This is a genomic window from [Eubacterium] eligens ATCC 27750 (assembly GCF_000146185.1).
GTDB classification, from domain to species: domain Bacteria; phylum Bacillota; class Clostridia; order Lachnospirales; family Lachnospiraceae; genus Lachnospira; species Lachnospira eligens.
This window is the reverse complement of the sequence record NC_012778.1, coordinates 1,790,836-1,813,598: the sequence shown is the minus strand read 5'-3', so window position 1 is coordinate 1,813,598 and position 22,763 is coordinate 1,790,836. Positions and strand designations below refer to the sequence as shown.

22 protein-coding genes and 1 tRNA gene are annotated in these 22,763 nt (G+C 36.7%); 16 read left to right on the top strand and 7 right to left on the bottom strand.

Annotated elements, in window-relative coordinates; genetic code table 11:
- Positions 1-34 precede the first annotated feature (34 nt).
- Both EUBELI_RS08400 and EUBELI_RS08395 read right to left on the bottom strand, forming a co-directional pair.
- Entirely contained in the window at positions 35-379 is a 345-nt protein-coding gene (locus tag EUBELI_RS08400; protein ID WP_012739971.1) for a phenylpyruvate tautomerase MIF-related protein, read from the bottom strand.
- 78 nt (positions 380-457) lie between these two features.
- Positions 458-1,669, bottom strand: a complete 1,212-nt coding sequence (locus EUBELI_RS08395; RefSeq protein WP_012739970.1) for a dicarboxylate/amino acid:cation symporter — start codon at positions 1,667-1,669, stop codon at positions 458-460.
- A gap of 200 nt (positions 1,670-1,869) precedes the next feature.
- Here EUBELI_RS08395 and EUBELI_RS08390 point away from each other — a divergent pair, with 200 nt between their 5' ends.
- The 4 genes from EUBELI_RS08390 to EUBELI_RS08375 all read left to right on the top strand — a co-directional run bounded on the left by EUBELI_RS08390 (position 1,870) and on the right by EUBELI_RS08375 (position 7,061).
- A complete protein-coding gene (locus tag EUBELI_RS08390) occupies positions 1,870-4,881 on the top strand; it encodes an AAA domain-containing protein (RefSeq protein WP_012739969.1) in 3,012 nt (1,003 codons plus the stop codon).
- A 139-nt stretch (positions 4,882-5,020) separates the two neighbouring features.
- On the top strand, positions 5,021-5,440 hold the full coding sequence (locus EUBELI_RS08385; protein WP_041688263.1) for a helix-turn-helix domain-containing protein: 420 nt from the start codon (positions 5,021-5,023) through the stop codon (positions 5,438-5,440).
- Between the two features lie 10 nt (positions 5,441-5,450).
- A complete protein-coding gene (locus EUBELI_RS08380) occupies positions 5,451-5,687 on the top strand; it encodes a PF20097 family protein (RefSeq protein ID WP_012739967.1) in 237 nt (78 codons plus the stop codon).
- A gap of 84 nt (positions 5,688-5,771) precedes the next feature.
- Positions 5,772-7,061, top strand: coding sequence for an IS110 family RNA-guided transposase (locus EUBELI_RS08375; RefSeq protein WP_012739966.1), 1,290 nt, complete (start codon positions 5,772-5,774; stop codon positions 7,059-7,061).
- Between the two features lie 483 nt (positions 7,062-7,544).
- Here EUBELI_RS08375 and EUBELI_RS08370 read toward each other — a convergent pair whose 3' ends face one another.
- The 3 genes from EUBELI_RS08370 to EUBELI_RS08360 are packed head-to-tail and all read right to left on the bottom strand — an operon-like array spanning position 7,545 to position 9,117.
- Positions 7,545-8,192: a hypothetical protein gene (locus EUBELI_RS08370; RefSeq protein ID WP_012739964.1), complete on the bottom strand. Its 648-nt coding sequence runs from the start codon at positions 8,190-8,192 to the stop codon at positions 7,545-7,547.
- A 15-nt stretch (positions 8,193-8,207) separates the two neighbouring features.
- Positions 8,208-8,723, bottom strand: a complete 516-nt coding sequence (locus EUBELI_RS08365; RefSeq protein WP_041688261.1) for a hypothetical protein — start codon at positions 8,721-8,723, stop codon at positions 8,208-8,210.
- A 25-nt stretch (positions 8,724-8,748) separates the two neighbouring features.
- Positions 8,749-9,117: a hypothetical protein gene (locus tag EUBELI_RS08360; protein WP_012739962.1), complete on the bottom strand. Its 369-nt coding sequence runs from the start codon at positions 9,115-9,117 to the stop codon at positions 8,749-8,751.
- A gap of 208 nt (positions 9,118-9,325) precedes the next feature.
- On the opposite strand from EUBELI_RS08360, the gene EUBELI_RS08355 reads away from it, so the two are divergent.
- Together EUBELI_RS08355 and EUBELI_RS08350 are read left to right on the top strand one after the other, a co-directional pair.
- Positions 9,326-9,946, top strand: coding sequence for a M15 family metallopeptidase (locus EUBELI_RS08355; protein WP_012739961.1), 621 nt, complete (start codon positions 9,326-9,328; stop codon positions 9,944-9,946).
- Between the two features lie 393 nt (positions 9,947-10,339).
- Entirely contained in the window at positions 10,340-11,878 is a 1,539-nt protein-coding gene (locus EUBELI_RS08350) for a right-handed parallel beta-helix repeat-containing protein (RefSeq protein ID WP_041688259.1), read from the top strand.
- Positions 11,879-12,005: 127 nt separating this feature from the next.
- On the opposite strand, the gene EUBELI_RS08345 is transcribed toward EUBELI_RS08350, so the two are convergent.
- Positions 12,006-13,355, bottom strand: a complete 1,350-nt coding sequence (locus tag EUBELI_RS08345) for an MATE family efflux transporter (protein ID WP_012739957.1) — start codon at positions 13,353-13,355, stop codon at positions 12,006-12,008.
- 181 nt (positions 13,356-13,536) lie between these two features.
- Here EUBELI_RS08345 and EUBELI_RS08340 point away from each other — a divergent pair.
- From EUBELI_RS08340 to EUBELI_RS08330, 3 genes are all read left to right on the top strand, one after another.
- Positions 13,537-13,607, top strand: a tRNA-Gly gene (locus EUBELI_RS08340).
- 249 nt (positions 13,608-13,856) lie between these two features.
- On the top strand, positions 13,857-15,170 hold the full coding sequence (locus EUBELI_RS14670; protein ID WP_012739956.1) for an SGNH/GDSL hydrolase family protein: 1,314 nt from the start codon (positions 13,857-13,859) through the stop codon (positions 15,168-15,170).
- Between the two features lie 25 nt (positions 15,171-15,195).
- Entirely contained in the window at positions 15,196-16,551 is a 1,356-nt protein-coding gene (locus EUBELI_RS08330) for an MATE family efflux transporter (protein ID WP_012739955.1), read from the top strand.
- 38 nt (positions 16,552-16,589) lie between these two features.
- On the opposite strand, the gene EUBELI_RS08325 is transcribed toward EUBELI_RS08330, so the two are convergent.
- Positions 16,590-17,114, bottom strand: a complete 525-nt coding sequence (locus EUBELI_RS08325) for a TetR/AcrR family transcriptional regulator (RefSeq protein WP_012739954.1) — start codon at positions 17,112-17,114, stop codon at positions 16,590-16,592.
- A 130-nt stretch (positions 17,115-17,244) separates the two neighbouring features.
- Between EUBELI_RS08325 and EUBELI_RS08320 the strand changes: the two genes are divergently transcribed.
- The 7 genes from EUBELI_RS08320 to EUBELI_RS08290 all read left to right on the top strand — a co-directional run bounded on the left by EUBELI_RS08320 (position 17,245) and on the right by EUBELI_RS08290 (position 22,755).
- Entirely contained in the window at positions 17,245-18,072 is an 828-nt protein-coding gene (locus EUBELI_RS08320) for a DegV family protein (RefSeq protein ID WP_012739953.1), read from the top strand.
- Between the two features lie 110 nt (positions 18,073-18,182).
- Entirely contained in the window at positions 18,183-18,413 is a 231-nt protein-coding gene (gene acpP, locus EUBELI_RS08315; RefSeq protein ID WP_012739952.1) for an acyl carrier protein, read from the top strand.
- Between the two features lie 29 nt (positions 18,414-18,442).
- Positions 18,443-18,895: an acetyl-CoA carboxylase biotin carboxyl carrier protein gene (gene accB / locus EUBELI_RS08310; RefSeq protein ID WP_012739951.1), complete on the top strand. Its 453-nt coding sequence runs from the start codon at positions 18,443-18,445 to the stop codon at positions 18,893-18,895.
- Between the two features lie 14 nt (positions 18,896-18,909).
- A complete protein-coding gene (accC, locus tag EUBELI_RS08305) occupies positions 18,910-20,265 on the top strand; it encodes an acetyl-CoA carboxylase biotin carboxylase subunit (protein WP_041688255.1) in 1,356 nt (451 codons plus the stop codon).
- The gene (locus EUBELI_RS14665; RefSeq protein ID WP_012739949.1) at positions 20,262-21,035 is read left to right on the top strand and encodes an acetyl-CoA carboxylase carboxyltransferase subunit beta; all 774 of its coding nucleotides are present in this window, start codon (positions 20,262-20,264) and stop codon (positions 21,033-21,035) included. Before accC ends, EUBELI_RS14665 begins: the two co-directional genes overlap by 4 nt.
- Positions 21,032-21,823 (top strand): carboxyltransferase subunit alpha, encoded by a 792-nt coding sequence (accA, locus tag EUBELI_RS14660; RefSeq protein ID WP_012739948.1) that lies wholly within the window; start codon positions 21,032-21,034, stop codon positions 21,821-21,823. The genes EUBELI_RS14665 and accA overlap by 4 nt, the downstream gene beginning before the upstream one ends.
- Positions 21,820-22,755 (top strand): beta-ketoacyl-ACP synthase III, encoded by a 936-nt coding sequence (locus EUBELI_RS08290; RefSeq protein WP_012739947.1) that lies wholly within the window; start codon positions 21,820-21,822, stop codon positions 22,753-22,755. Before accA ends, EUBELI_RS08290 begins: the two co-directional genes overlap by 4 nt.
- The last annotated feature ends 8 nt before the right edge of the window (positions 22,756-22,763 follow it).

Here is a 22,763-nt window from a genome sequence, read left to right as displayed (position 1 = left end):
ATAAAAAAATGAGTGTCCCGCTTATTAATGCATATTAGAAATTATCTCCATTCCATCCCCAGTTAGAAACAGCCTGATATTTTACATATACATGATCTGGTGCAATTCCAAGAACATCTTTAAAAATGTCACATATCTGGCCAGTCAGTTTAGAAAAGGCAGATGGGTTCTCACTTCCGTAAACGCTGACCTCGACCATAGCTATAGGCTCGGCATTGCTTCCTCTGAAGTAGAGCTTGTAGTCAGGTTCAAAGCCGACCATGAGCCAGCTTTCTGACTTGCCGGGAATTGTCTGGATAGCCTGACCTAAACGGGTTTTGATTTCAGTTTCCTGTGCTTCTGTAAGAGAAGTGCTTATCTTTGAATTAATAAATGGCATATGTTACCTCATTTCTGCGCCGCAGGCGCGTGTATTCATGTGATGATTATAGCACTTTACATATGTCAAAGAAATATATTAATTGTCAGTACCTTCTTTGATGCCGTGGCGCTCTGCATATCCAGTCAGGATAAGTGTGAGCGCACCGTCGCCTGTTACATTGCAGGCTGTTCCGAAGCTGTCCTGAAGTGCAAATATTGTAAGCATAAGGGCAGTTCCAGTGTCGTTAAATCCAAGCACGCCGGTAATAAGTCCGAGCGAAGCCATAACTGTTCCGCCAGGTACGCCAGGTGCGCCGATTGCAAATATTCCGAGAAGCACACAGAACAGAATCATAGTTCCGGCTGATGGAATAGTGCCATACAAAATCTTTGATACAGTCATGCAGAAAAATACCTCTGTCAGCACTGAGCCACATAAATGTATATTTGCAAACAAAGGAATTCCAAAAGAGACCATGTCCTTTCTCAAAACCTTTGATTTGCCGGCACACTGGAGTGCAACTGCGAGTGTGGCAGCAGATGACATTGTTCCAATTGATGTCAGGTATGCAGGACCGTAATGTCTGATTACTTCAATCGGGTTCTTCTTAGAATACAATCCTGCGATTGTGTAAAGCAGAGTCATCCAAATGTAATGTCCGATTAATACAATAATTATGATTTTCAGGAACACAGGAACCTGCTTTGTTATTGAACCTTCGTATGAGAGTCCGCAGAAAGTAAGTCCGATGAAAAATGGAAGAATCGGTATCATGATTCTTGAAACTATCGCAAGCACGATTTTCTGGAATTCTTCAAGAATATTTGAAATCAATTCTGCTTTTGTCCATGCGGCAGCAAGTCCAATCATAATTGAGAACACGAGTGCGCTCATAACAGGCATTATCTGCGGGATTGATAATTCGAAAACCGCAGCCGGAAGCTCTTTCAATCCATCAGCAGTAGAGGATATTGACAAATGTGGTATCAAAAGATATCCGGATGCTGTAGAGAAAAATGCAGCACCAACTGATGATGTATATGCGATTGTAACTGCAATCAGAAGAAGCTTTGATGCATTTTTACCCATCTGAGTAATCGAAGGTGCAATAAATGCAATGATTATCAGAGGTATGCAGAAATTAATTATCTGATTGAGAATATATTTCAGAGTTACAACAATATTCAAAATGGCGCGTGAAAATGCATTGCCATCAGTTGAACTTAACAGCAGTCCCACCAGGACGCCGGCAATAACGCCCACCAGCAATTTAAACGGCAGGCTGCGAAAAATACTATTTTTCTTCATTTAATAAATCTCCTTCATTGGTGTAGTTAATAAAAATTATAATATAGGCTGGGAAAAATAACAATGGAAAGGTTTGGGGGGATTAGAGATAAGATATGGTTTGTCGAAAGAAAATGTGAAATAGTGTATAACGATAATGATTTTAGTCATAAATAGATGTATAATATGGTTAAAAATTTATACATTTTGGGGATGAAAGTATGAATACAGTTTGCAGAGATATATTCAGAGCCATTCATGAGGGGAAATGGTTAAGTATTGAATATAAAAATGGGAAAAATGAAATAACAAAATACTGGATAGGAATTGTTGAAATTGATCCAATAAAAAAATCTATGATAGTACAAGGATTACATTTGGCACAATATACAACCAGAAATTTATATGTTTTTATTGATTCAATACAATCATCATGTGTTATTGAGGGTTCATATTTTGAGCCAAATCAGAAATTAATAGATGATATCAATCAGAATCCTGTTAAATATAAAAGAATATTTGATAATGTTGCCAATTTGAAAATACTAAATTATTTAATAGATTGTAATAAAATGGATTCAGTTCCATACAAAACTGATTATGCATTAATTGATAATTTTGATGGTGAATGGAATGGAAATTATAAGCTTGATGAAACTCAGTTCAGGCAGATTGTTACAAAATTTCAATATAAAACACATGATGAATATGCAAATAAAACTATTAAGCAGCTTGCTATTAATGTTTTGAGTATTAATACACCTAAAGGGCTATATGTATTAGCTTATCGTAAGTTGAGATTAGATGTAGCTAAACATATGTTGAGGCAGGATGATGAAATAACTATTTGTATGGAATTTGCACTTGAAAAGAATAAAACAGAAGCAAAGTTTAGTGTAAGAAAATTTTTGGATGCAGATGATTATGAATTGTTAAATGATTTTGATAAAAATCAGGAATTAATAAAGGATAAAATTACAAAATATAATTCCCATATTAATGGTGTAGATGATATGCCTTATGTAATTGCAATAGGTCGAAATGTTATGGTTGATCTTCATAAAGAATATGAAGCCATAAATAAAATGTATGAGAATAATGAGGTAACAATACCAATAAAAGCTTTTTTTGGTGAACTTCTCAAGCAGGTAGATAGAAGAAAGAATTATCCGATAACATTGTTAGATAAAAGAATTAATCTTGATCAGTTATTGGCTATACATAATGCAATGAAATATCCATTGGCATATATTCAGGGTCCTCCGGGAACAGGGAAAACTAATACAATTGTTAATACAATGGTGACAGCTTTTTTTAACGAAAAAACTGTTTTGTTTGCATCATATAATAATCATCCGATAGACGGAGTATGCGACAAATTGAAGGCTATTAAATATAGAAATAAAGGTGCTATACCATTCCCAATTATTAGGTTAGGAAACGACAGATGTGTTTTAGAAGCATTAAATTATATTAAAGAGTTATATGAAAAAACCAAGGATATAACCATATTTGATAGTACTCTTGAAAAAAACAAAGATGATAAAACAAAAAGGACGGCAGAATTAACAAAGCTTCTTGAGAAACATGAGCATAAGATTGAGTTAAAGGAAAGAGAAGAAGCAATTCAAAAAATGATAGATGTGAATAATCATCTTACATTTCAGACAGAACTTCAAGGAGTACAATTAGCAGAAGTTAAAGATAAGTTATCTAAGATAGGTGATATTACAGATGAACAAGCTTTAAAATTGGTGGAGCAAGATGAGGAAGTATTTAAAAAGTATTTATATTATACATCAGCTAAATATATACAAAGACTTAAAGAGCCAAAGAATCAGGATTTGATGGCTATTGTAGAATGTGAAGACGAACGAAAAAAGGTTCAACAATTTAATTCTTATATTAGACAAGAAGAAAATTTGAAAAAATTTCAAAGAATATTTCCTATAATTGCTACTACATCTATATCAGCTCATAAAATTGGTAAACCAGGCACATATTTTGATATGGTTATTATGGATGAAGCAAGTCAGGGAAATATTGCAATGTCACTAGTGCCAATTATTAGAGGAAGAAGTCTGATGTTAGTTGGAGACCCACAACAATTGAGCCCAGTAATTCTTTTAAATCAGACTGATAATGAAAAATTGAAGAAAATATATGGTATAACATCAGAATATGATTATATTAAAAATTCAATATATAAAACTTATCTCGCATGTGATGCAGTAAGTGAAGAAATATTGTTAAGCCATCATTACAGATGTAATAGAAAGATAATCTCTTTTAATAATAAGAAATATTATAATAACAAATTAGTTATTAATAGTGCGGGAAAATCAGATACACCTCTTATTTTAAAAAATATTACAGGAGAAACAACGCATTATAAAAATACTGCGCCAAGAGAGGCAGAAGAGATAATTGAATATATAAAAAATAATAGTGATAAAAGTATCGGAATAATAACTCCATTTTCAAATCAAAAAGAATTAATCAATGAAATGTTAAAGGAAAATAAAATTGATGATGTTCCATGTGGTACAGTTCATGCATTTCAAGGAGACGAAAAAGATGTGGTTTTATTTTCATTAGCATTAACTCAACAAACAAACCAAGGAACATATGACTGGCTAAAGAATAATAAAGAACTTATAAATGTTGCTACATCTAGAGCAAAAGATCAGTTGGTTATATTGACAGATGTTAATCAGTTAAGAAGACTACATAATGATAAAGATGATGATATTTATGAACTTGTTAAATATGTAAATACAAATGGAGAATCACAGGTAACTGCTAGAGAAACATCTTCGAGAGCATTAGGAATTAAACCATATAGTACACAAACAGAAGCAGCATTTTTAACAACATTAAATCATGCATTGAATAATGTGCTTAATACTAATAACAGATGTGTAGTTCAAAAGGAAGTTAGTATTGCACATGTTTTTCAAGAAAATACATCTTATGATGATTTATTTTACACGGGAAGATTTGATTTTGTTGTATATGAAAAAGGATATAAAGGGCAGGATATTCCTATATTGGCAATTGAATTGGATGGAAAAGAACATCGTGAAAATTCAATGGTAAAAGCAAGAGATGAAATGAAAAACAAAATATGTAAGGAACATGGATTTGAACTTATAAGAGTAGAAAATTCATATGCACGTAGATATAATTATATAAAAAATATTTTAATACAGTATTTTAAAAGTATAAGATGATATGCTTTATTACGCAACCAACGCCAACACAATTCCAATTTTTCTGACAACTACAATTGGTAGAATTCGCATTTACAAGGATTATAATACATACATAACAACAGAAAGGACTGACATTATGCTACAGGAGAATCTTATTATGCTGAGGTCGTTTGCGGGGAAGACTCAGGAGGATATCGCAGAGGTTATTGGAATATCGAGGCAGGCGTATGCCAAATGGGAGCGTGGTGAAACAATTCCTGATATTGAAAAATGCGGCAGACTTGCAGAATTTTATGGCGTGACGATGGATTCCTTAATAAAGGATGATGTGCAGCTTGAAGGGCAGAAGATGGCACCAGCACCGAAAGGCAAACACATGTGGGGTGTTGTCACAGTGAATGACCGCGGTCAGATAGTTATTCCTAAAGAGGCTAGAGAGACTTTTGGACTGGTGAATGGCAGCAGGCTGGTTGTGCTTGGCGATGACAATGAGGGCATAGCGCTTGTTAAAGCGGAGCAGTTTGAAGAGAAACTTAGCATGGCAATGTCGGTTCTTAGTAAAGATATTAAGGAATGAGGTGTTATGTATGATTTGTCCAAAATGTAATAAGGAAATGCGAAAAGGATACCTTTTCAGCAGTAAAGACGGCGCATTCAGCTTTGCCGATGAAGTGCCTGGAGTATTCACAAATGCGAAAACAGCCAAAGGATTTGTTGAAATCACACCGCTTAAGGCGAGCCACAGAACGAAAGTGGAAGCATGCATATGTGAGAATTGCAGGATAGTAGCTTCCTGTATAATTCAAAGTGTAAAGAGTAAATGATTTTACAAAAATAGATACCTAAGTTAAACTGTCATTGCTGACCGGCAAGTTGGCAAATGAACAGAATAAGGAAGGTATCTATAAATGAATTGTACACAAAACAAGAAGATTGAGCAAGTAAAAGAAACAACAATGATTGTTGGCATTGATGTTGGCAGTGAAAAGCATTATTTCAGAGCTTTTAACTGGAGAGGCATCGAACTTACCAGAAAGCCTGTAGCGTTTTCAAACTCTATGGAGGGATTCAACAGCTTTTACAATACGATTGTGGAACTGATGCAGAAAAGTGAACTTGAAGAGGCACTGGTAGGAATAGAGCCAACTGGTCACTACTGGTTTGATCTTGGGCAGTTCATGGGTGAAAAGGACATAAAGTTTGTAATGGTAAACCCGCACCATGTGCATAAGACCAAAGAATTAGATGACAACAGTCCATCTAAAAATGACAGGAAAGATCCTCGTGTTATTGCAGGGCTTGTAAGGGATGGACGGTATTTTTATTCATATATGCCGACAGGTGCATATGCAGAACTGCGGAATGCGTCAAACCGTCGATTTGTGCTTGTAGAAGAACAGACAAGGGCGAAGAACCGTCTGCAGAAATGGATTGCAGTGTATTTCCCAGAATATAAGGGAATTTATACACACATAGATGCCAAGGGAGGAATGTTGGTGTTAAAAAAGGCACCAACACCTGAGGAGATAGTAAGACTTGGAGTGGAAGGTATCATAAAGATATGGAAAGACGCTAAACTTCGAGGAAATGGTCATAAGAAGGCTATGTTGATTCTTGCGGCAGCAATGAGAAGCATAGGATTAAAAGCAGGTCTTACAGAAGCCCGGATGGAGATACAGGATCTGATAGAGGATTATGAACTCCAGACAAAACGCCTTGAAAGGGTCAATGACCTGATCAAAGGACTGTGCCAACAGGTCAGGTATGCGGATAAGCTGCTTGAAATAAAAGGCATAGGAATAACAACAGTAGCAGGTTTCATAGCAGAAGTTGGCGATATTACGCGCTTTGATAGCACGAAAGAACTTCAGAAACTGGCGGGATTGGAACTGGTGGCAGATAGTTCCGGTAAGCACAACGGAAAGACAAAGATAAGTAAAAGAGGGCGCAAGCGTCTCAGATATTTACTTTTCGAGGCAGCGATATCGGTGGTGGGAAAAAATGAAGAATTCAAAGAAATCCACAGGTATTATACCACCAGAGAAAAGAATCCATTAAAAAAGATGCAGTCGCTGATAGTAGTAGCATGTAAGCTGATAAGAGTATTCCATGCGATTCTAACTAAGGGAATCAGATATGATGCATCAAAGATGTTGAAAGATATCAGACATCCGGGAGAACAGTTAAAGGCTGCGTAACCGAGTAACAAAGAACAACCATAATGATTACAGTAAGCGTCCGCCGAAAGGTGCTGTAATCGGAGTGTTTGGATCAGTAATGAAAGTACAAAGAATGAGCTGGTAGCCGGCAGGAAATTAAACCAGAGGGCATGACCCTGAATAGTAGCTAAGCTGGCACCCTGGTTATGGACAGGCAGAACGAAGGAAGTGAGGACCCACCGCAAGGAGGATGATCCTGTTGGACATGAGAGGTGAGCTGCCATATAGGGATGGGTATACATCGAAGCCATTTAAAACGGATAGTGATGACGCTTTATTTGGTGTACCCATTATTACTATATATCTGCCCTGTATGAGGTAAAGATCACTCCATAACCGTAATTCTATTCAATGACAGGTATCAAAAAGTATTGAATTTATTGAAAAAAACACTTGATTATATGGAGAGAGTTTGAATATTAAAATAAGAAAGCAGTAACTAAAATAAGTTACTGCTCCTTATTATTTGCTGTTAATAATAGTTTCAATGTCATTAATAAAGAAAGATAGCATATCACCTTTTTTAAGTCTTTTTCGTTGACCAACATCTCTACGTATTTCGTATATGATATCTTCTAATAAGATAAGATTTTCTGATGATGGCTGGGTTTGAGATGCTTTTCTGTATTTTAGCCATTTTTTAACTACACGATTAGATCCCCATAAAGTAAGTCCCTTGGAAAATTCTGATACCTGTTTTAACATTTCAGATTCGGACATTTTTAGAGAATTAGGTTTTTTGGTATCTTCCATTATTGTGTATATCATATTGATAAATTGTTCATATGGAAGTTCGCGTTTATCATACATATATTTTTTGACATTGTATCTATACTCAATGATTTTAGCAATAATAGATGAAATTACAACACCAATTATGGAAACAGAACCAGTAATCATTGCTACTATAATAACTTTATCTGTAGTACTGACAAAATGTTTTAAAAATATTGCCCCTTGATTTAATCCTTTTCCTATCAAAGAAAGAAACAAAAATAATAATGAACTAATAGCAATAAGCAAAGAAAATAATATAAAACAGCCTAATACAAAATTAGCAACAGGATGTTTTTCTGAGAATGAATTATTATTTGTTGAAGTTTTTTTCATAAGTTATCTCCCAATTTAAATGTTTATGTAGTTGAGAAAATCCTCTTTTAGTTGTTCCTTTATAACGAAATAATCATCAGGACATAAATGTAATGTTTCGATTATTTCTAGATCAGATTCTTTATGGTACATTAATTTTAATATTTTGTATTTTAAGTTACCCAAGCGCTCTGCGTAATCCCATAGTGAAACTGAGTTTTCAAAGCAACCGTTATTGCCAGGCAAGAAATTAATAAGTTCTTCGCCATTTTCGTTGAATGTTGAATAAAGAGAGCACTTACTTGTGATTCGTATTCTGTTACTTCTATCTTTTCTTAAATTTGAAAAAGAAGCCGATATTTTTTCAGAAACATATTGTATGAAGTCGTCTGAAAATAGACTATACGGATATAAATTTCTACATTCTAAATATGAAATCCATCCGATAGTTAAACAGGATGATTTATCAAGATTACAATCATAAGTTTCATAAATACTATTGATTAAATTCGAAATATTTGAAATTTCCCAAGTGCTTAATTGTATGAGCATATTCATGCGCCTCCAGTGTCGTGCTTTATAATGTTGCAAGAGAACCAGTGAAACAATTATTAGCATCATTCCAGTCAACAATATATTTAACTGGAGTAGAAAAACCATTTCTATCAAGTAGGTACAATAATTCATTACATTGAAGACGTCTGCTTTTAGGGAATTTAAAGTTTGCATTAGCAGAGGATTTTATAGCAAGAGTTTTCATATCAGATGTTAAATAAAAATCCGCTATAACTTTGTTATCAAATTTTTCCATCTTGTTAAAAAGAGATGAACTTATAGTAAGCATACCTTTTTCTGAAATAGACACACTCAATTCAGAATATCTTGATGCAGGTGTTTTTAATTTGTACATTTTTTGAAAATCAATGACTCGAGTAATTTTATTCATTTTTTTAATCTCCTTTTATTTTTATATAATATAAACATAATGCAACTTATTGTATATATGTAAAATTAATAATATTGTAATAAAAATTATGTGCAAAATACGAATTGATTTAAAATAACAAAAATAATATGTTTAAAGTTTATGACCTTGACATTTTCTATAATATAGACCATAAATTAATATATCCATATGAAAAAGGAGCACACAAATGAACACCCAACCATTTACCATATCACCAATTCCAGACGACATATTTGCAAAGATGCAGGGGAAATCATTTAAGGACAACTGCACCGTGCCAAGAGAAGATTTGCGGTATCTTAAAGTTTTGCATGTCGGATTTGATGGGAAAACGCACATAGGTGAGCTGGTTGTGAACAGGCTGATTGCTGATGATGTGCTTGATATATTTAAGCAGCTTTACGAGGCTGGCTATGAGATTGAAAAAATCAGACTTATTGATGAATATGATGCTGATGACGAGAAGTCGATGAGGGATAATAATTCTTCAGCGTTTAATTTTAGATACATTTCCTATTCAACGAAGCTGTCAAAGCATGCGTTAGGGCTGGCGGTTGACATTAACACGCTTTATAATCCTTATGTGAAATATGTTGATGGCAGAAGAAATGTAGAGCCTGCCAATGCTGAAAAGTATACAGACAGAAGCATTGAATTTCCACACAAAATCGACCATGACGATTTGTGCTATAAGGTATTTGCAGAACATGGATTTGAGTGGGGCGGCGACTGGGAACATGCAAAAGATTACCAGCATTTTGAGATGCCAGATGAGTGGATTGAGAAAAGTTCGTGCAGAAAAATGTGATATAATATAAAAGTTAGTGCGGAAAAATGTAATGCAACACAAAAATTCGTACATAAAAGTGTGACAAAACACATTTTTACGTCCATAAAAATGTTGACCATATCCTCTTAAAGGAATCAAATATTATACATAGGATAACCTCTTTCACATCAAGGTAGGTGACAATAAATCAGTTCTTAAGTAAAAATGTATCAAGAAAATGATATATTTCAGAACTGACTATACAAAATGCACAAACACTTGCGTAAATCTTTGTAATTTTAAGCCATTTCATTTTTATCCTTATTATGGTATTTTTAGCATCAGAGGCGATTTATTTTGCATGATATCGGACACTGCCAGCAAAATAACGCCTCTTTTGCTATTTAATCTATAATGTTTGGGAGGTTAATCATGATTAAGAAGGCAAGAAGGGTTTTTGCAGCTGTTGTTGCGGTATTATTAGTATGTTTTACAGCAGCTCCGGTGTTGTCAGCTAATGCGGCAACACAGAATTCATGGAATTTCAAGAATTCTAATTTTAAGAAGTTAGGAACTATTAAATCAAGTACTACAGTAGACGGACTTGGTCTTATGGCAACAAGCAGTAAGAATATGAAGGTTAAGGCGGAATCTGTAACAGTAGATGGCACAGCATATACATATTGTCTGGCTCTTTCTGGTACAGGCACTACATCATACCGTTCAGTTAAAGTACCAGTGTCAGGTTCTGATACAATTAAGGTAGTGTTAAGAAGCAGTGGAAGCTCTACCCGTAATTTAATCGTAGCTGATTCTAATGGAAAGAAGCTTGGAACTATTGCAGCTAATAAGACAGCTTCTTTAGGAACATATTCATATTCAGGTTCTAAGGGATACATATATCTGTATTCAGAGAACAGCGGAATCAACATTTACAAAGTACAGGTTGATTCTAAGGGCAGCTCATCATCTGGTTCTTCATCAGGAAGTTCATCAGGTTCAGGCAGCTCTTCATCAGGAAGCAGCTCATCTTCAGGTTCATCAACAGGTTCATCTGTATCAGGTGATTATGTGGTTAAGGCAGGTGGTATGTCTTTAGCAGATGCACTTAAGAAGGCTAAGTCAGGACAAACAGTAGTTATTGATGGAACAGTTAAGTCCGGAGCTGTTTCACTTCCAGCAGGTGTTAATCTTGCAGGAAAGAATAATGCGACAATAGATTTCTCACAGACAAGCGGAAGTTCAGGAAGAGGAATTACATTATCAGGTAATGGAAGCACACTTTCTAACATTACAGTTAAGAATGCTTCTGATAATGGAATCTTTATTTCAGGTTCTAATAATACATTAAAGTATGTAACATGCTGTTATAATGAAGATGCAGGTTTTCAGGTAAGCAACGGAGGAGCTAATAACAAGTTTTATAATTGCAAGTCCCATCATAATGCAGATGCTAAGGGTGAGAATGCTGATGGTTTTGCAGTAAAACTTCATTCAGGTGAAGGCAATTATTTTGAAAACTGTGTAGCTGAATACAATAGTGATGATGGCTGGGATTGTTATGCAGCTCATGGAGCAGTAACACTTGTAAACTGTCAGGCTAACTACAATGGATACTGTGATGGAATATATGGTGATGGTAACGGATTTAAGATGGGTGGAGTAGATAATAAAACACCAGGAAAGGCAGCTCACCTTGATCCTCTTAACCATAAGCTTATTGGATGTACAGCTAAGGGAAACTATGCTAATGGTTTCGATAGAAACAACCAGAGTGGTGTTGTAACAATGAAGAATTGTATTTCAGATTCTAATAAGGGTAATAATTATCACTGGCCACTTACAGGAAAACCATCTGCACTTGGTTATAAAGTAACATTTGGCAAGGCTATTATTGAGGATTGTACTAATATTAATGGAAAAGTTAATATTACAGGAGCAACTCTTAAGGGTAACTGTAAGGGATTCTAGGATAATGGCTGATTGTAATAATATGGTTTACGATACAATATTATAATTTATAACAAAATAATAAAACGCATGTCCGATTTTTTTCAATCTGACATGCGTTTTTTATTGTTAATCCAATTCGTTAAGATCAGTCAATTATATGATGATTAAGCCATCTGCGGGAGTGGAAACGTATAGTGAACACGATACCACGCACAGACCAGTCGGCAAACATTCCAATCCATACAGCAATAGGACCAAAGCCATATACACGGCATAAGAATATAGTAAAGCTTACACGACATAACCACATGCTTGCACATGATGTTATCATTGAAAATTTCACGTCTCCGGCAGCACGCATTCCGTACGCCGGAATGAATGACAATACCCATGATATTGGCTTGGTTATTGTTATGAAAAGAGTCATCTCAAAACACATTCTTGCACTTTCTGCTTCCATTCCACCGAGTATGGTAATCGGCCTGCACAATGCAAATACAACAAGACAGCTTATAATAATGGCAGCTTCAGCCATTTTACTGAGCTTCTTTATATAATATATGGCTTCATCTTTTCTTCCGGCTCCAATGCACTGGCCAACTATAGTCATAAGTCCGATTCCTACACCCTGTGCAGCAACTCCGTTAAGGTTTTCAAGAATATTGGTCACAGCATTTGCAGCGATGGCAGCAGTTCCAAGCGTTGAAACTGTTGACTGGATTGCCAGCTTTCCAAACTGGAACATGCTGTTTTCAATGCCTGAAGGAACACCAATATATAAGACTCTCTTAATTAAATCCCAGTCGGGACGGATTGCGTAATATCTGTTTACGCATATGGTCTGAGATGGATTTCTTAATTTAATAATTACAACAACTGCACAGAAAACTCTTGATACAAGTGTTGATATTGCAGCCCCTGCAACGCCCATTCCAAGTCCGAATATAAGAATTGCATTACCACCTATATTAAGGAAGTTGGATATTATTGATATTGTCATAGGGCTTTTGCTGTCCTTCTGGGCTCTCATAATGGACGCACCAGCGTCATACAGGCCAATGAATGGAAATGACAACAGTGTAAAAAGAAAGTATGCCTGTGAATCAGCCATAACCTCAGCTTCGACAGAACCAAAGATGAACTTAAGCATTGGTACACGAAGAACGAGACATATTGCTGATATGAAAACCGACAGCACTGTCATGACAAGAAATACCTGTCTTGCAGCGCGGTTGGCACCTTTAGGGTTGCTGCTTCCTATGTACTGGGAACACAGGATTGCACCTCCGGCAGCAAGTGCTGACAAGGCCTGTATTACAAGAATATTGATGGAATCAACAAGCGATACTGCTGAAACAGCAGATGCACCTACATTACTTACCATCATAGTATCAACAGTTCCCATAAGTGAAGCTAAGAGATTTTCCAGCATGATAGGAATAAGAAGTTTCCTTATATCTATATTAGAAAAAATGTGGTCTGAATTGTTAGTCATTGAAATTACTCCATAATATTTTACAAACTAAAATGCAACTAACATAATTTATTCCTAAGAACAGATAAAGTCAAGTATATATGTTGATAAAACATGTTGCAAAGAACATATTGGCATAAAATACTTGACTTTATAATATAATTATGATATCTTAACAAAGCACTGAGATATCAGTGGTTATGCGGGTGTAGTTCAATGGTAGAACACTAGCCTTCCAAGCTAGATACGTGGGTTCGATTCCCATCACCCGCTTTATTTTTTTGTCTAAGTGAACTATTTCAGGGTGATGTGAATCGAACCCACGGGTTCGGTCTACGCTTCGCTCCGGTCGGTGCCAGGCAGGTGCCACAGGCACCTGGCACCCCATCACCCGCTTTATTTTTTTGCGTTTTTATATCATTATTATTTTGATGTTAAGTAAGTCTGGTGAAATATTGAAGAAAGTACAAATTAATGTTATAACAATACTGCTGATACATTCAGCAGAAAAAGGTGATATGTATGAAATTAAAGAAATTTGCTATTGTGGGGGCGGTAGCATTAGCTTTAATGGGGACTGTTACAAGTTTTGTTCTGGCACATGGTAACAGTATTGTTAAGAATGATAACAGTAGTTATGTTGAAATTGAAATACCAAAAGGCGACAGAACTCATGATATTGTAAGTGTTTCAGATAGTATTTCCGGTGATGACAGTATTTTAGATTCAGATGGCAGGGATACAACAGCTGATTATAAAAGTGATCGTGGTATTGCATGCTGGGGAGACAGTATGACAGAAGGTCTGGGCACTGATGAGGGATATATTCTTACAGGTGTTGGCAGGGTAGATATAAGTTATTATACATCTCCGCATACAATAGAACGTCTTACAGGAATCAGGACATATAATTTCGGAGTATCAGGTGAGAAGTCTGATGAAATTTCAATACGCGCCGGAGGACTGGGACTATATACTGACAGAAATGTATATATTACTCCATATGAGTATACAGATGTTGTATTAGTTGGTGATGACGGACAACCGGTTCATATGTATGATTACAGTGGCTATGGTATTGAATATAATGATTATCCGGATACAGTATATATAAATGGCATTTTATGCCAGATAGAGAACCGTTATGAAGACCGCGTAGCAAAGCAGGAAGCAGAGAGGGAAGCAGCAGAGGAAGAAGGAGAAGACTGGTTTGATATATTGCAGGATTTTGGCGATGAACTTATACCGGGAGATTACGATAATTTAAAGCAGGAAGATTATGTTGTAGGAATAAAGCTGTACGATATAGAGAATGAACAGCATAGAGATGGCATGTATGTAGCGCAGGGAAGCAGGGTTGTTCCTAAAGCAGCACAGGACCATAGGGATGATATTCTTATCATCGAAATGGGCAGTAATGGCGGCTGGGATAATTATGATGAGCTGATAGCACAATATCAGTCGATTATAGATTATACAGGATGTGAGGATTATATTATTGTAGGTGATACGGATGATCCTGGCAGTTCTTTAGCTGATGAAGGTGTTATAAATATGGATAACAGTGAAGGCGGAACAGGAAAGAATTATACAGACTGGGAAGTAGCTTTAAGAGATGCATTTGGTGAACATTTCTTTAATACAAGAGTATATATGCTGGAATACGGACTGAGTAATTGTGGACTTAAAGCATCTGCGCTTGACAGATTGTATGCTGCATTTGGATGTATATCAGGGAAACTTCGTTCGGACTGGACACATTTTAATGCATATGGATATTATGCTAAGGGGCTTGGTTTATATCAGAAGGGTGTTGAACTGGGTTACTGGGAATAAGGATGCTTCATGAGGGAATGCGGTAATGAGTAAGAATAAATACGAAATAGATATGTGCAATGGCACAATAATGGACAAGTTAATATCGTTTTCAGTGCCATTGATGCTTTCAGGAATACTACAGCTAATGTTTAATGCTGTAGATATAATTGTTGTTGGAAGATTTGCAGGAAGCCAGTCGTTAGCAGCAGTAGGTTCAACGACAGCGCTTATTAATATGTTTGTTAATCTTTTCATAGGAGTTTCTTTGGGAGCAAATGTACTGGCTGCCAGATTCTATGCGTCAGGCAAACATAAAGAGATGTCAGAGACAGTGCATACTGCGATAACATTTGCAGCAATAAGCGGAGTTGTGATGGCGCTGATAGGCGTGCTGATGGCTAAGCCGGCACTTGAGCTTATGGGAACACCGGATGATGTAATTAATCTCTCAACACTGTATATGAGAATATATTTTCTTGGTATGCCATTCTTTATGCTTTATAACTATGGTGCGGCTGTTCTTAGAGCAGTTGGTGATACCAAGAGACCGCTGATGTTTCTTATGGCAGCGGGAATCATAAATGCATGCCTTAATATGGTACTTGTTATTGTGTTTAACTTAGGGGTTGCAGGAGTGGCAATCGCAACAATATTTTCACAGTTTATATCGTGTGTGCTTGTATTAAGATGTCTGAATAAGACAGATGCAAGTTACCAGTTGAGATTCTCAAAGCTAAAGATAAAGGGATACTATCTTAAACAGATATTTCAGGTTGGAATTCCGGCAGGAATACAGAGTACAGTTATTAATTTCTCAAATGCTTTGCTGCAGTCGTCGGTTAATTCATTCGGTTCAACAGCAATGGCAGGATATACAGCAGCCAACAATATTCTTGGCTTTCTATATGCATCAATTAATTCAGTAACACAGGCCTGCATGAGTTTTACAAGTCAGAATTATGGTGTAAGAAAGTTCAAGAGAATGGACAAGGTGCTTATAGATTGTGCAATACTTTCGGTAGGAGCATCACTTGTATTTGGATGCGGTGCATATATATTTGGTGATAAAGTGCTTATGATATACACTAACAGTGAAGATGTTATCAAATGTGGTGTTGAGATATTATCAATTACTACAGTACCATATTTCTTATGTGGAATAATGGATCTGTTTCCGGGCGCGCTTCGTGGAATGGGGTATTCGCTAGTACCTATGATATTATCAGTTATTGGTACAGTAGGAATGAGAATATTCTGGATATTCGTCATATTCCCAAGTCACAGAACACTTTATGACCTGTTCATATCATATCCGGCATCATGGACGGCAACGATAATTATGCAGGTTATATGTTTCCTTGTAGTACGTCGAAAAGTGCATTCACAGATTAATAAATGATTATAAAATATTTAAGCCATTCCGGAAGGAGTGGCTTATTAACTATAAAGTTCTTCAAGAGTCCTGGCTATCTCGCCAGCATCACAGTCACATCCGTTTTCTTCCCATTTTAAAAATGTATTAAGCAATCCGCCAGAGTAACAGTATAGTCTGTACTCAGAGTAATTCTTAGGATTTGTAAAATGTTCAGACATAAAATTATTAATACTGTTAATAAGAATAGAATGAAGTCCACATCTTGAAAGAGTAAGAAAATAATCCTTATACCGGTTAAAGAATTCAAGTGCAAAAAGAATGTGGGAATAATCCAGAAAGCTCCCGTTTTCAGGGTTGTTGGCACATTCTTCCAGATATTCAATTATAATAATATTAAGATAGTCGCATAGTGCATCATGGATTGATTCATAATATTTGTAAAAAGTTATGCGTGATACACCGGCACATTTCGCCACACTCGTAATTCGAATCTTATCAAAATCAGTGTCTTTAAGAAGCTTGATTATTGCTTCACCTATGCACATTCGTGTAAATGTATTTTTAGAATCTTTGTTAACTATATTCATAATGTACTCCTGAAATATACAAAAACGCTATTTTTGTATATTGTAACACTATAAGTTATAAAATACAATATGACATAGTATTCAAAACTACATCAAAACGGAGTATATCCGGCAAACAGGAGGATTAATAATGAGATTAGTAGCAGATTCAGCATGCGATATAAAAGAACTTAGGGGAATGGTTTTTAAGGCAGTTCCGCTTACAATATCTACAGATAACGAGGAGTTTTGTGATGATGGGCAGCTTGATATTCACAGAATGCTTGATATTCTTGAAAAACATAAGGGACGTTCATATACTGCGTGCCCTGGAATAGATGCATGGCTTGAAGCTTTTGGTGATGATGATGAGATATTTGTTGTAACAATAACTGCAGGAATGTCAGGAACATATAATTCTGCAATGGCAGCGAGGGCAGTATATCTGGAGGAACATCCACAGGCTAAAGTCAGGGTAATAGATTCTAAAAGCACTGGTCCACAGATGCGTATTATACTGGAACAATTGCAGCAAATGATTGAAGAAGGAAAGAAATTTGAAGAGATAGATGGAGCGATAGATGCATATATGCAGAAAACAAGACTGTTCTGTTCATTAAAATCATTGCATAATCTTGCACAGAATGGTCGTGTAAGCAAGGTTGTAGCATCGGCTGCGGAGGTTCTTGGCATAAGTGTAATAGGAACAGCAAGCAGTCATGGAACATTGGAAGCAATCGGTAAATGCAGAGGTGATAAAAAGCTTCTTGTAAAACTGCAGGCATTACTTGACGATGCAGGATATGAAGGCGGAAAGCTGAGAATATGTCATGTTGAGAATGAAGCTCTTGCAGATAAGATAGCTGATATGATAAAGCAGGCATATGGTACTACGGATGTGTGCGTATATAAAGCAGGAGGATTATGCAGTTATTATGCTGAGCGAGGTGGAATAATACTCAGCTGTGAAACAAAATAAATACTTTGAATATCAAAATAGTATTGACAAACCTGATTTGTGCTCTTATAATTAGCTCAAATATATTAGTTAAATATATTTAGATAAAATTATTTAAGGAGAACAAAATAATGACATTTGAAAAGGTAAAAGAAATTATTATGGATACTATTAACTGCTCAGAGGATAAGATTACATTAGAAGCGAATTTAAAGGATGATCTTGGAATTGATTCACTTGATTCTATGGAACTTATGATGGCAGTTGAAGATGCTTATGGAATTACTGTTCCAGAAGAAGAACTTCCTAATCTTACATCAGTTAAAGCAATTGTTGAGTATGTTGACAAGAATGCAGCTTAACATAAAGATTTTAAGGAAGACAGTTTGTTATGGATATTAATGATATTTATGGGATTATAGATAAGTTTGATGCAAGTGGATGCAGCGAACTGAATTTGGAGATGAATGGCATATGCCTTGGACTGAAGAAAACAATGCACGAAGCCATATGTGATGTGCCTGTAAAGAGAGATATTGTTCGCATTAATACAGAACAGGAACAGACCGTTACAACTATTCAGGACGTACAGCCACAGTCAGATGAGCATATTAAAGAAATTAAAGCGCCACTGGTTGGAACTTTCTATACAGCAGCAGGTCCTGATGAGGAACCTTTTGTAAAACCAGGGCAGAGCGTTCATGCAGGTGATGTTATTGGAATAATTGAAGCAATGAAGCTGATGAACGAAGTTACAGCAGATTGTGACGGTACGGTTAAGGAAGTGGCAGCAGAGAATGGCACTATGGTTGAGTATGGACAGCCGCTTGTAATCCTTAATTAACGGAGGTAGCAGAAGTGTTTAAGAGAATACTGATAGCAAACCGTGGTGAAATAGCGTTAAGGATAATCAGATGCTGCCGTGAGATGGATGTAGAAACCGTAATTGTATATTCAACAGCAGATAAGGATTCACTTGCTGTTATGGCAGCAGACAAGGCAGTTTGCATTGGACCGGCAAAGGCGGCTGAAAGTTATCTTAATCAGGATGCGATAATAGAAACAGCAATACTGACAGGGTGTGAGGCAGTCCACCCTGGTTATGGCTTTCTGTCTGAGAATGCTGCATTTGCAAGAAAATGTGAGGAGAACAATCTTATATTTATAGGACCATCAGCAGACATAATAAGCAGCATGGGAGATAAACAGTCGGCAAGGCAGCTTATGATTGAATGCGGGGTTCCGGTTGTACCAGGTTCTGATGGTCTGGTTGCAACAGCAGAGGAAGCAGCACACATTGCAGAAAAAATTGGTTATCCGGTACTTATTAAAGCGTCAGCTGGAGGCGGTGGAAAAGGAATGCGCAAGGCATTCAGCAGAGAAGATATAGAAAATGCATTTGAAACCGCTAAGAGTGAAGCTAAAGCTGCATTTGGCAACGATGATATGTACATAGAGAAGCTGATAATCAATCCACGGCATATTGAGATACAGATTCTTGCAGATAAATATGGCAATACAATATATCTTGGAGAACGTGACTGTTCAATCCAGCGTAATAATCAGAAGCTTTTAGAGGAAGCTCCGAGTGCAAGATTATGTAAAGATCAGCGGACAGTCATGGGAGAGACTGCAGTAAGAGCTGCGAAAGCAGCAGGATATTATAGTGCAGGAACTGTTGAATTTGTTGTGAATGAACAGGGTGACTACTATTTTATAGAGATGAATACGAGAATACAGGTTGAACATCCGGTAACTGAGCAGGTTACAGGAATTGACCTTATAAGAGAACAGATAAGAATAGCTGCCGGAATGAAGCTTAATATCACTCAGGAAGATACATGTGTCAATGGACATGCAATTGAGTGCAGAATAAATGCGGCTACACCGGGAGTTATTAAATTCTTACATTTTCCAGATGGTTATGGAGTAAGAGTTGAGAGCCATCTTTTTGAAGGTTATGAAGTGAGTCCGTTTTATGATTCAATGATTGCCAAGATTATAGTGACTGGAAGCAGCAGACTTGAGGCGGTAAGACGATTAAGAAGAGCTCTTGAGGAACTGATAATTGAAGGAGTTAAGACTAACAGAGAGTTCATGCATCTTCTTACATATCATAAGGATTTTATAAGAGGAAATTACAATACAGGTTTCTGGGAGAAGAATCATACCGAAATTGAAAAGTGGCTTAAGGAAGGAATTACAGTTAAATGAATATCAATGACATTTTCTTAAAGCGTAAGAAAAGGTGGGGTATTATCAACAGATTAAGGGATAGTGAGGAACAGGCAGACGGAAGCCTTACACCATCAAGAAGAATTGCACTTATAAGTGATGACAAAAGTTTTAGGGAATTGTATGCACAGGTTAAGACAGGCAATCCAAACAGCTTTCCGGGATATGAGCAAAAGGTTGAAGCAAACAGATTAAAGACAGGCCAGCAGGATGCAGTAGTTACTGGAACATGCCGAATTGGCGGAGTCAAAACAGCTGTTGCAGTTATGGATAAAAGATTTCTTATGGGAAGCATGGGAATTGCGGTAGGTGAAAAGATTACAAGACTCACAGAATATGCAATGAAAAGAAAACTGCCACTTATAATATTTGCTGCAAGCGGTGGAGCGAGAATGCAGGAAGGCCTTTTCTCGCTTATGCAGATGGCAAAGACAACAGCGGCAATTGAAAAGTTCAAGGATGCTGGTGGATTATTTATATCATATCTCACTAATCCGACAACAGGTGGTGTGAGCGCAAGCTTTGCAAGTCTTGGTGACATTATAATTGCTGAACCAGGAGCACTTATATGCTTTGCCGGGCCAAGAGTTATTGAACAGACTATCGGACAGAAGCTGCCGGAAGGCTTCCAGCACTCAGAGTTTCTGTTAGAACATGGCATGATAGATATGATAGTTGACAGAAAAGATATGAAGCAGACTTTATCAAAGATATTGAAAATGCATGTGAATACCGGAGGAGAAGCATGAGCAGTGAAAATGTTTTAACACCATATGAGAAAGTCCTTGCAGCCAGAAAAAGTGACCGTCCGGATATTATGAAATACATAGAAGTGCTTTTCGATGATTTTATAGAAATGCATGGTGACAGATACTATAAAGATGATAAAAGCCTTGTTGCAGGAATTGCTTCATTTAATGGAAAAACGGTAACTGTTATTGGAAACCGTAAAGGAAAGAATATAGAAGAGAATATAAGATATAACTTCGGAATGGCGTCACCTGAAGGGTATAGAAAAGCAGTCCGTGTTATGAAACAGGCTGAAAAATTCAGGAGACCTGTCATAACATTTGTTGACACGCCAGGTGCATATCCAGGCATGGAAGCAGAAAGCAACGGACAGAGTAATGCGATTGCGGGAAGTATAGCAGCAATGCTTAAGCTTACAGTACCTGTTATATCAGTAATCACAGGTGAAGGCGGAAGTGGCGGTGCATTGGCACTGGCAGCAGCCGACAGGGTGTATATGCTTGAAAATGCAGTATATTCGATTCTGTCTCCGGAAGGTTTTGCGTCAATAATATATAAGGATGCTAAGAAAGCACCACAGGCAAGTGAGATTATGAAGCTTACTGCACAGGAGCTTTTTACTGCCGGACTCGTTGATGGTGTAATTGCAGAAGGAGACAGGTGTTTTTCAGATATAGCAAGAATGTTAGAAAAAGAACTCGGAATTCTTGGCAGGATGAAATCAAAAGAGCTTGTTAATTCAAGATATGACAAATTCAGGAATATAGACAGGGGAGAGATAAAGTGAAAGGCATTCAGATAGTGTCCACAGGGAAAGCACTCCCAGAAGAGATAATTACGAATGATGACTTAAGCCGGATTGTTGATACAAATGATGAATGGATAACAACAAGAACAGGTATTAAGAAAAGATACAGATGTACACAGGAAAATACTACATCACTTGCAGTCAGAGCAGCATATGAAGCGGTAGAGGCATCAGGTGTGGATATTGCAGAAATAGGTGCAGTTATAGTTGCAACTTCAACTGCAGATAATGCATTTCCATCTACTGCAGCAATTGTACAGAAGGAGCTTGGATTGGCTGAGAATGTACTTGCATTTGATTTAAGCAGTGCATGTACAGGTTTTCTGCATGCATTAAATGTTGGACAGGCACTGTTTAACAGCACTGATTATAAATACATACTGCTTATTGGAAGCGAGCAGATGTCTAAGATATTAGATTATACAGACCGCTCAACATGCGTGCTTTTTGGAGATGGTGCAGGTGCAGTTCTTATAAAAGCGGCTGACAATATGTATAGACAGATTAATTACACAAGAGGCGATACTGATGTACTTGTATGCAGAGGTATAGGTGCACAGGATGCATATGTAAAGATGAATGGAAATGCGGTGTTCCGTTTTGCAGTTGATGTTCTTAAACAGGGAATTGATGAAATATTGAAAAAATCGGACATGACACTTGATGACATAGATTATATTGTGTGCCATCAGGCTAATGAAAGAATTATCAATCATGTAAAGAAAAAATATCCGGGACATGAAGATAAGTTCTATATAAATATAGCGGAATACGGTAATACATCAGCGGCAAGTATCCCAATAGCACTAGATGAGTTAGCACAAAGAGGATGCTTTGACAAAGGCAGAAAGCTGATTCTTGCGGGCTTTGGAGCGGGGCTTAGCTGGAGCAGTGCTTTGATAGAGACATAATAAGGAGC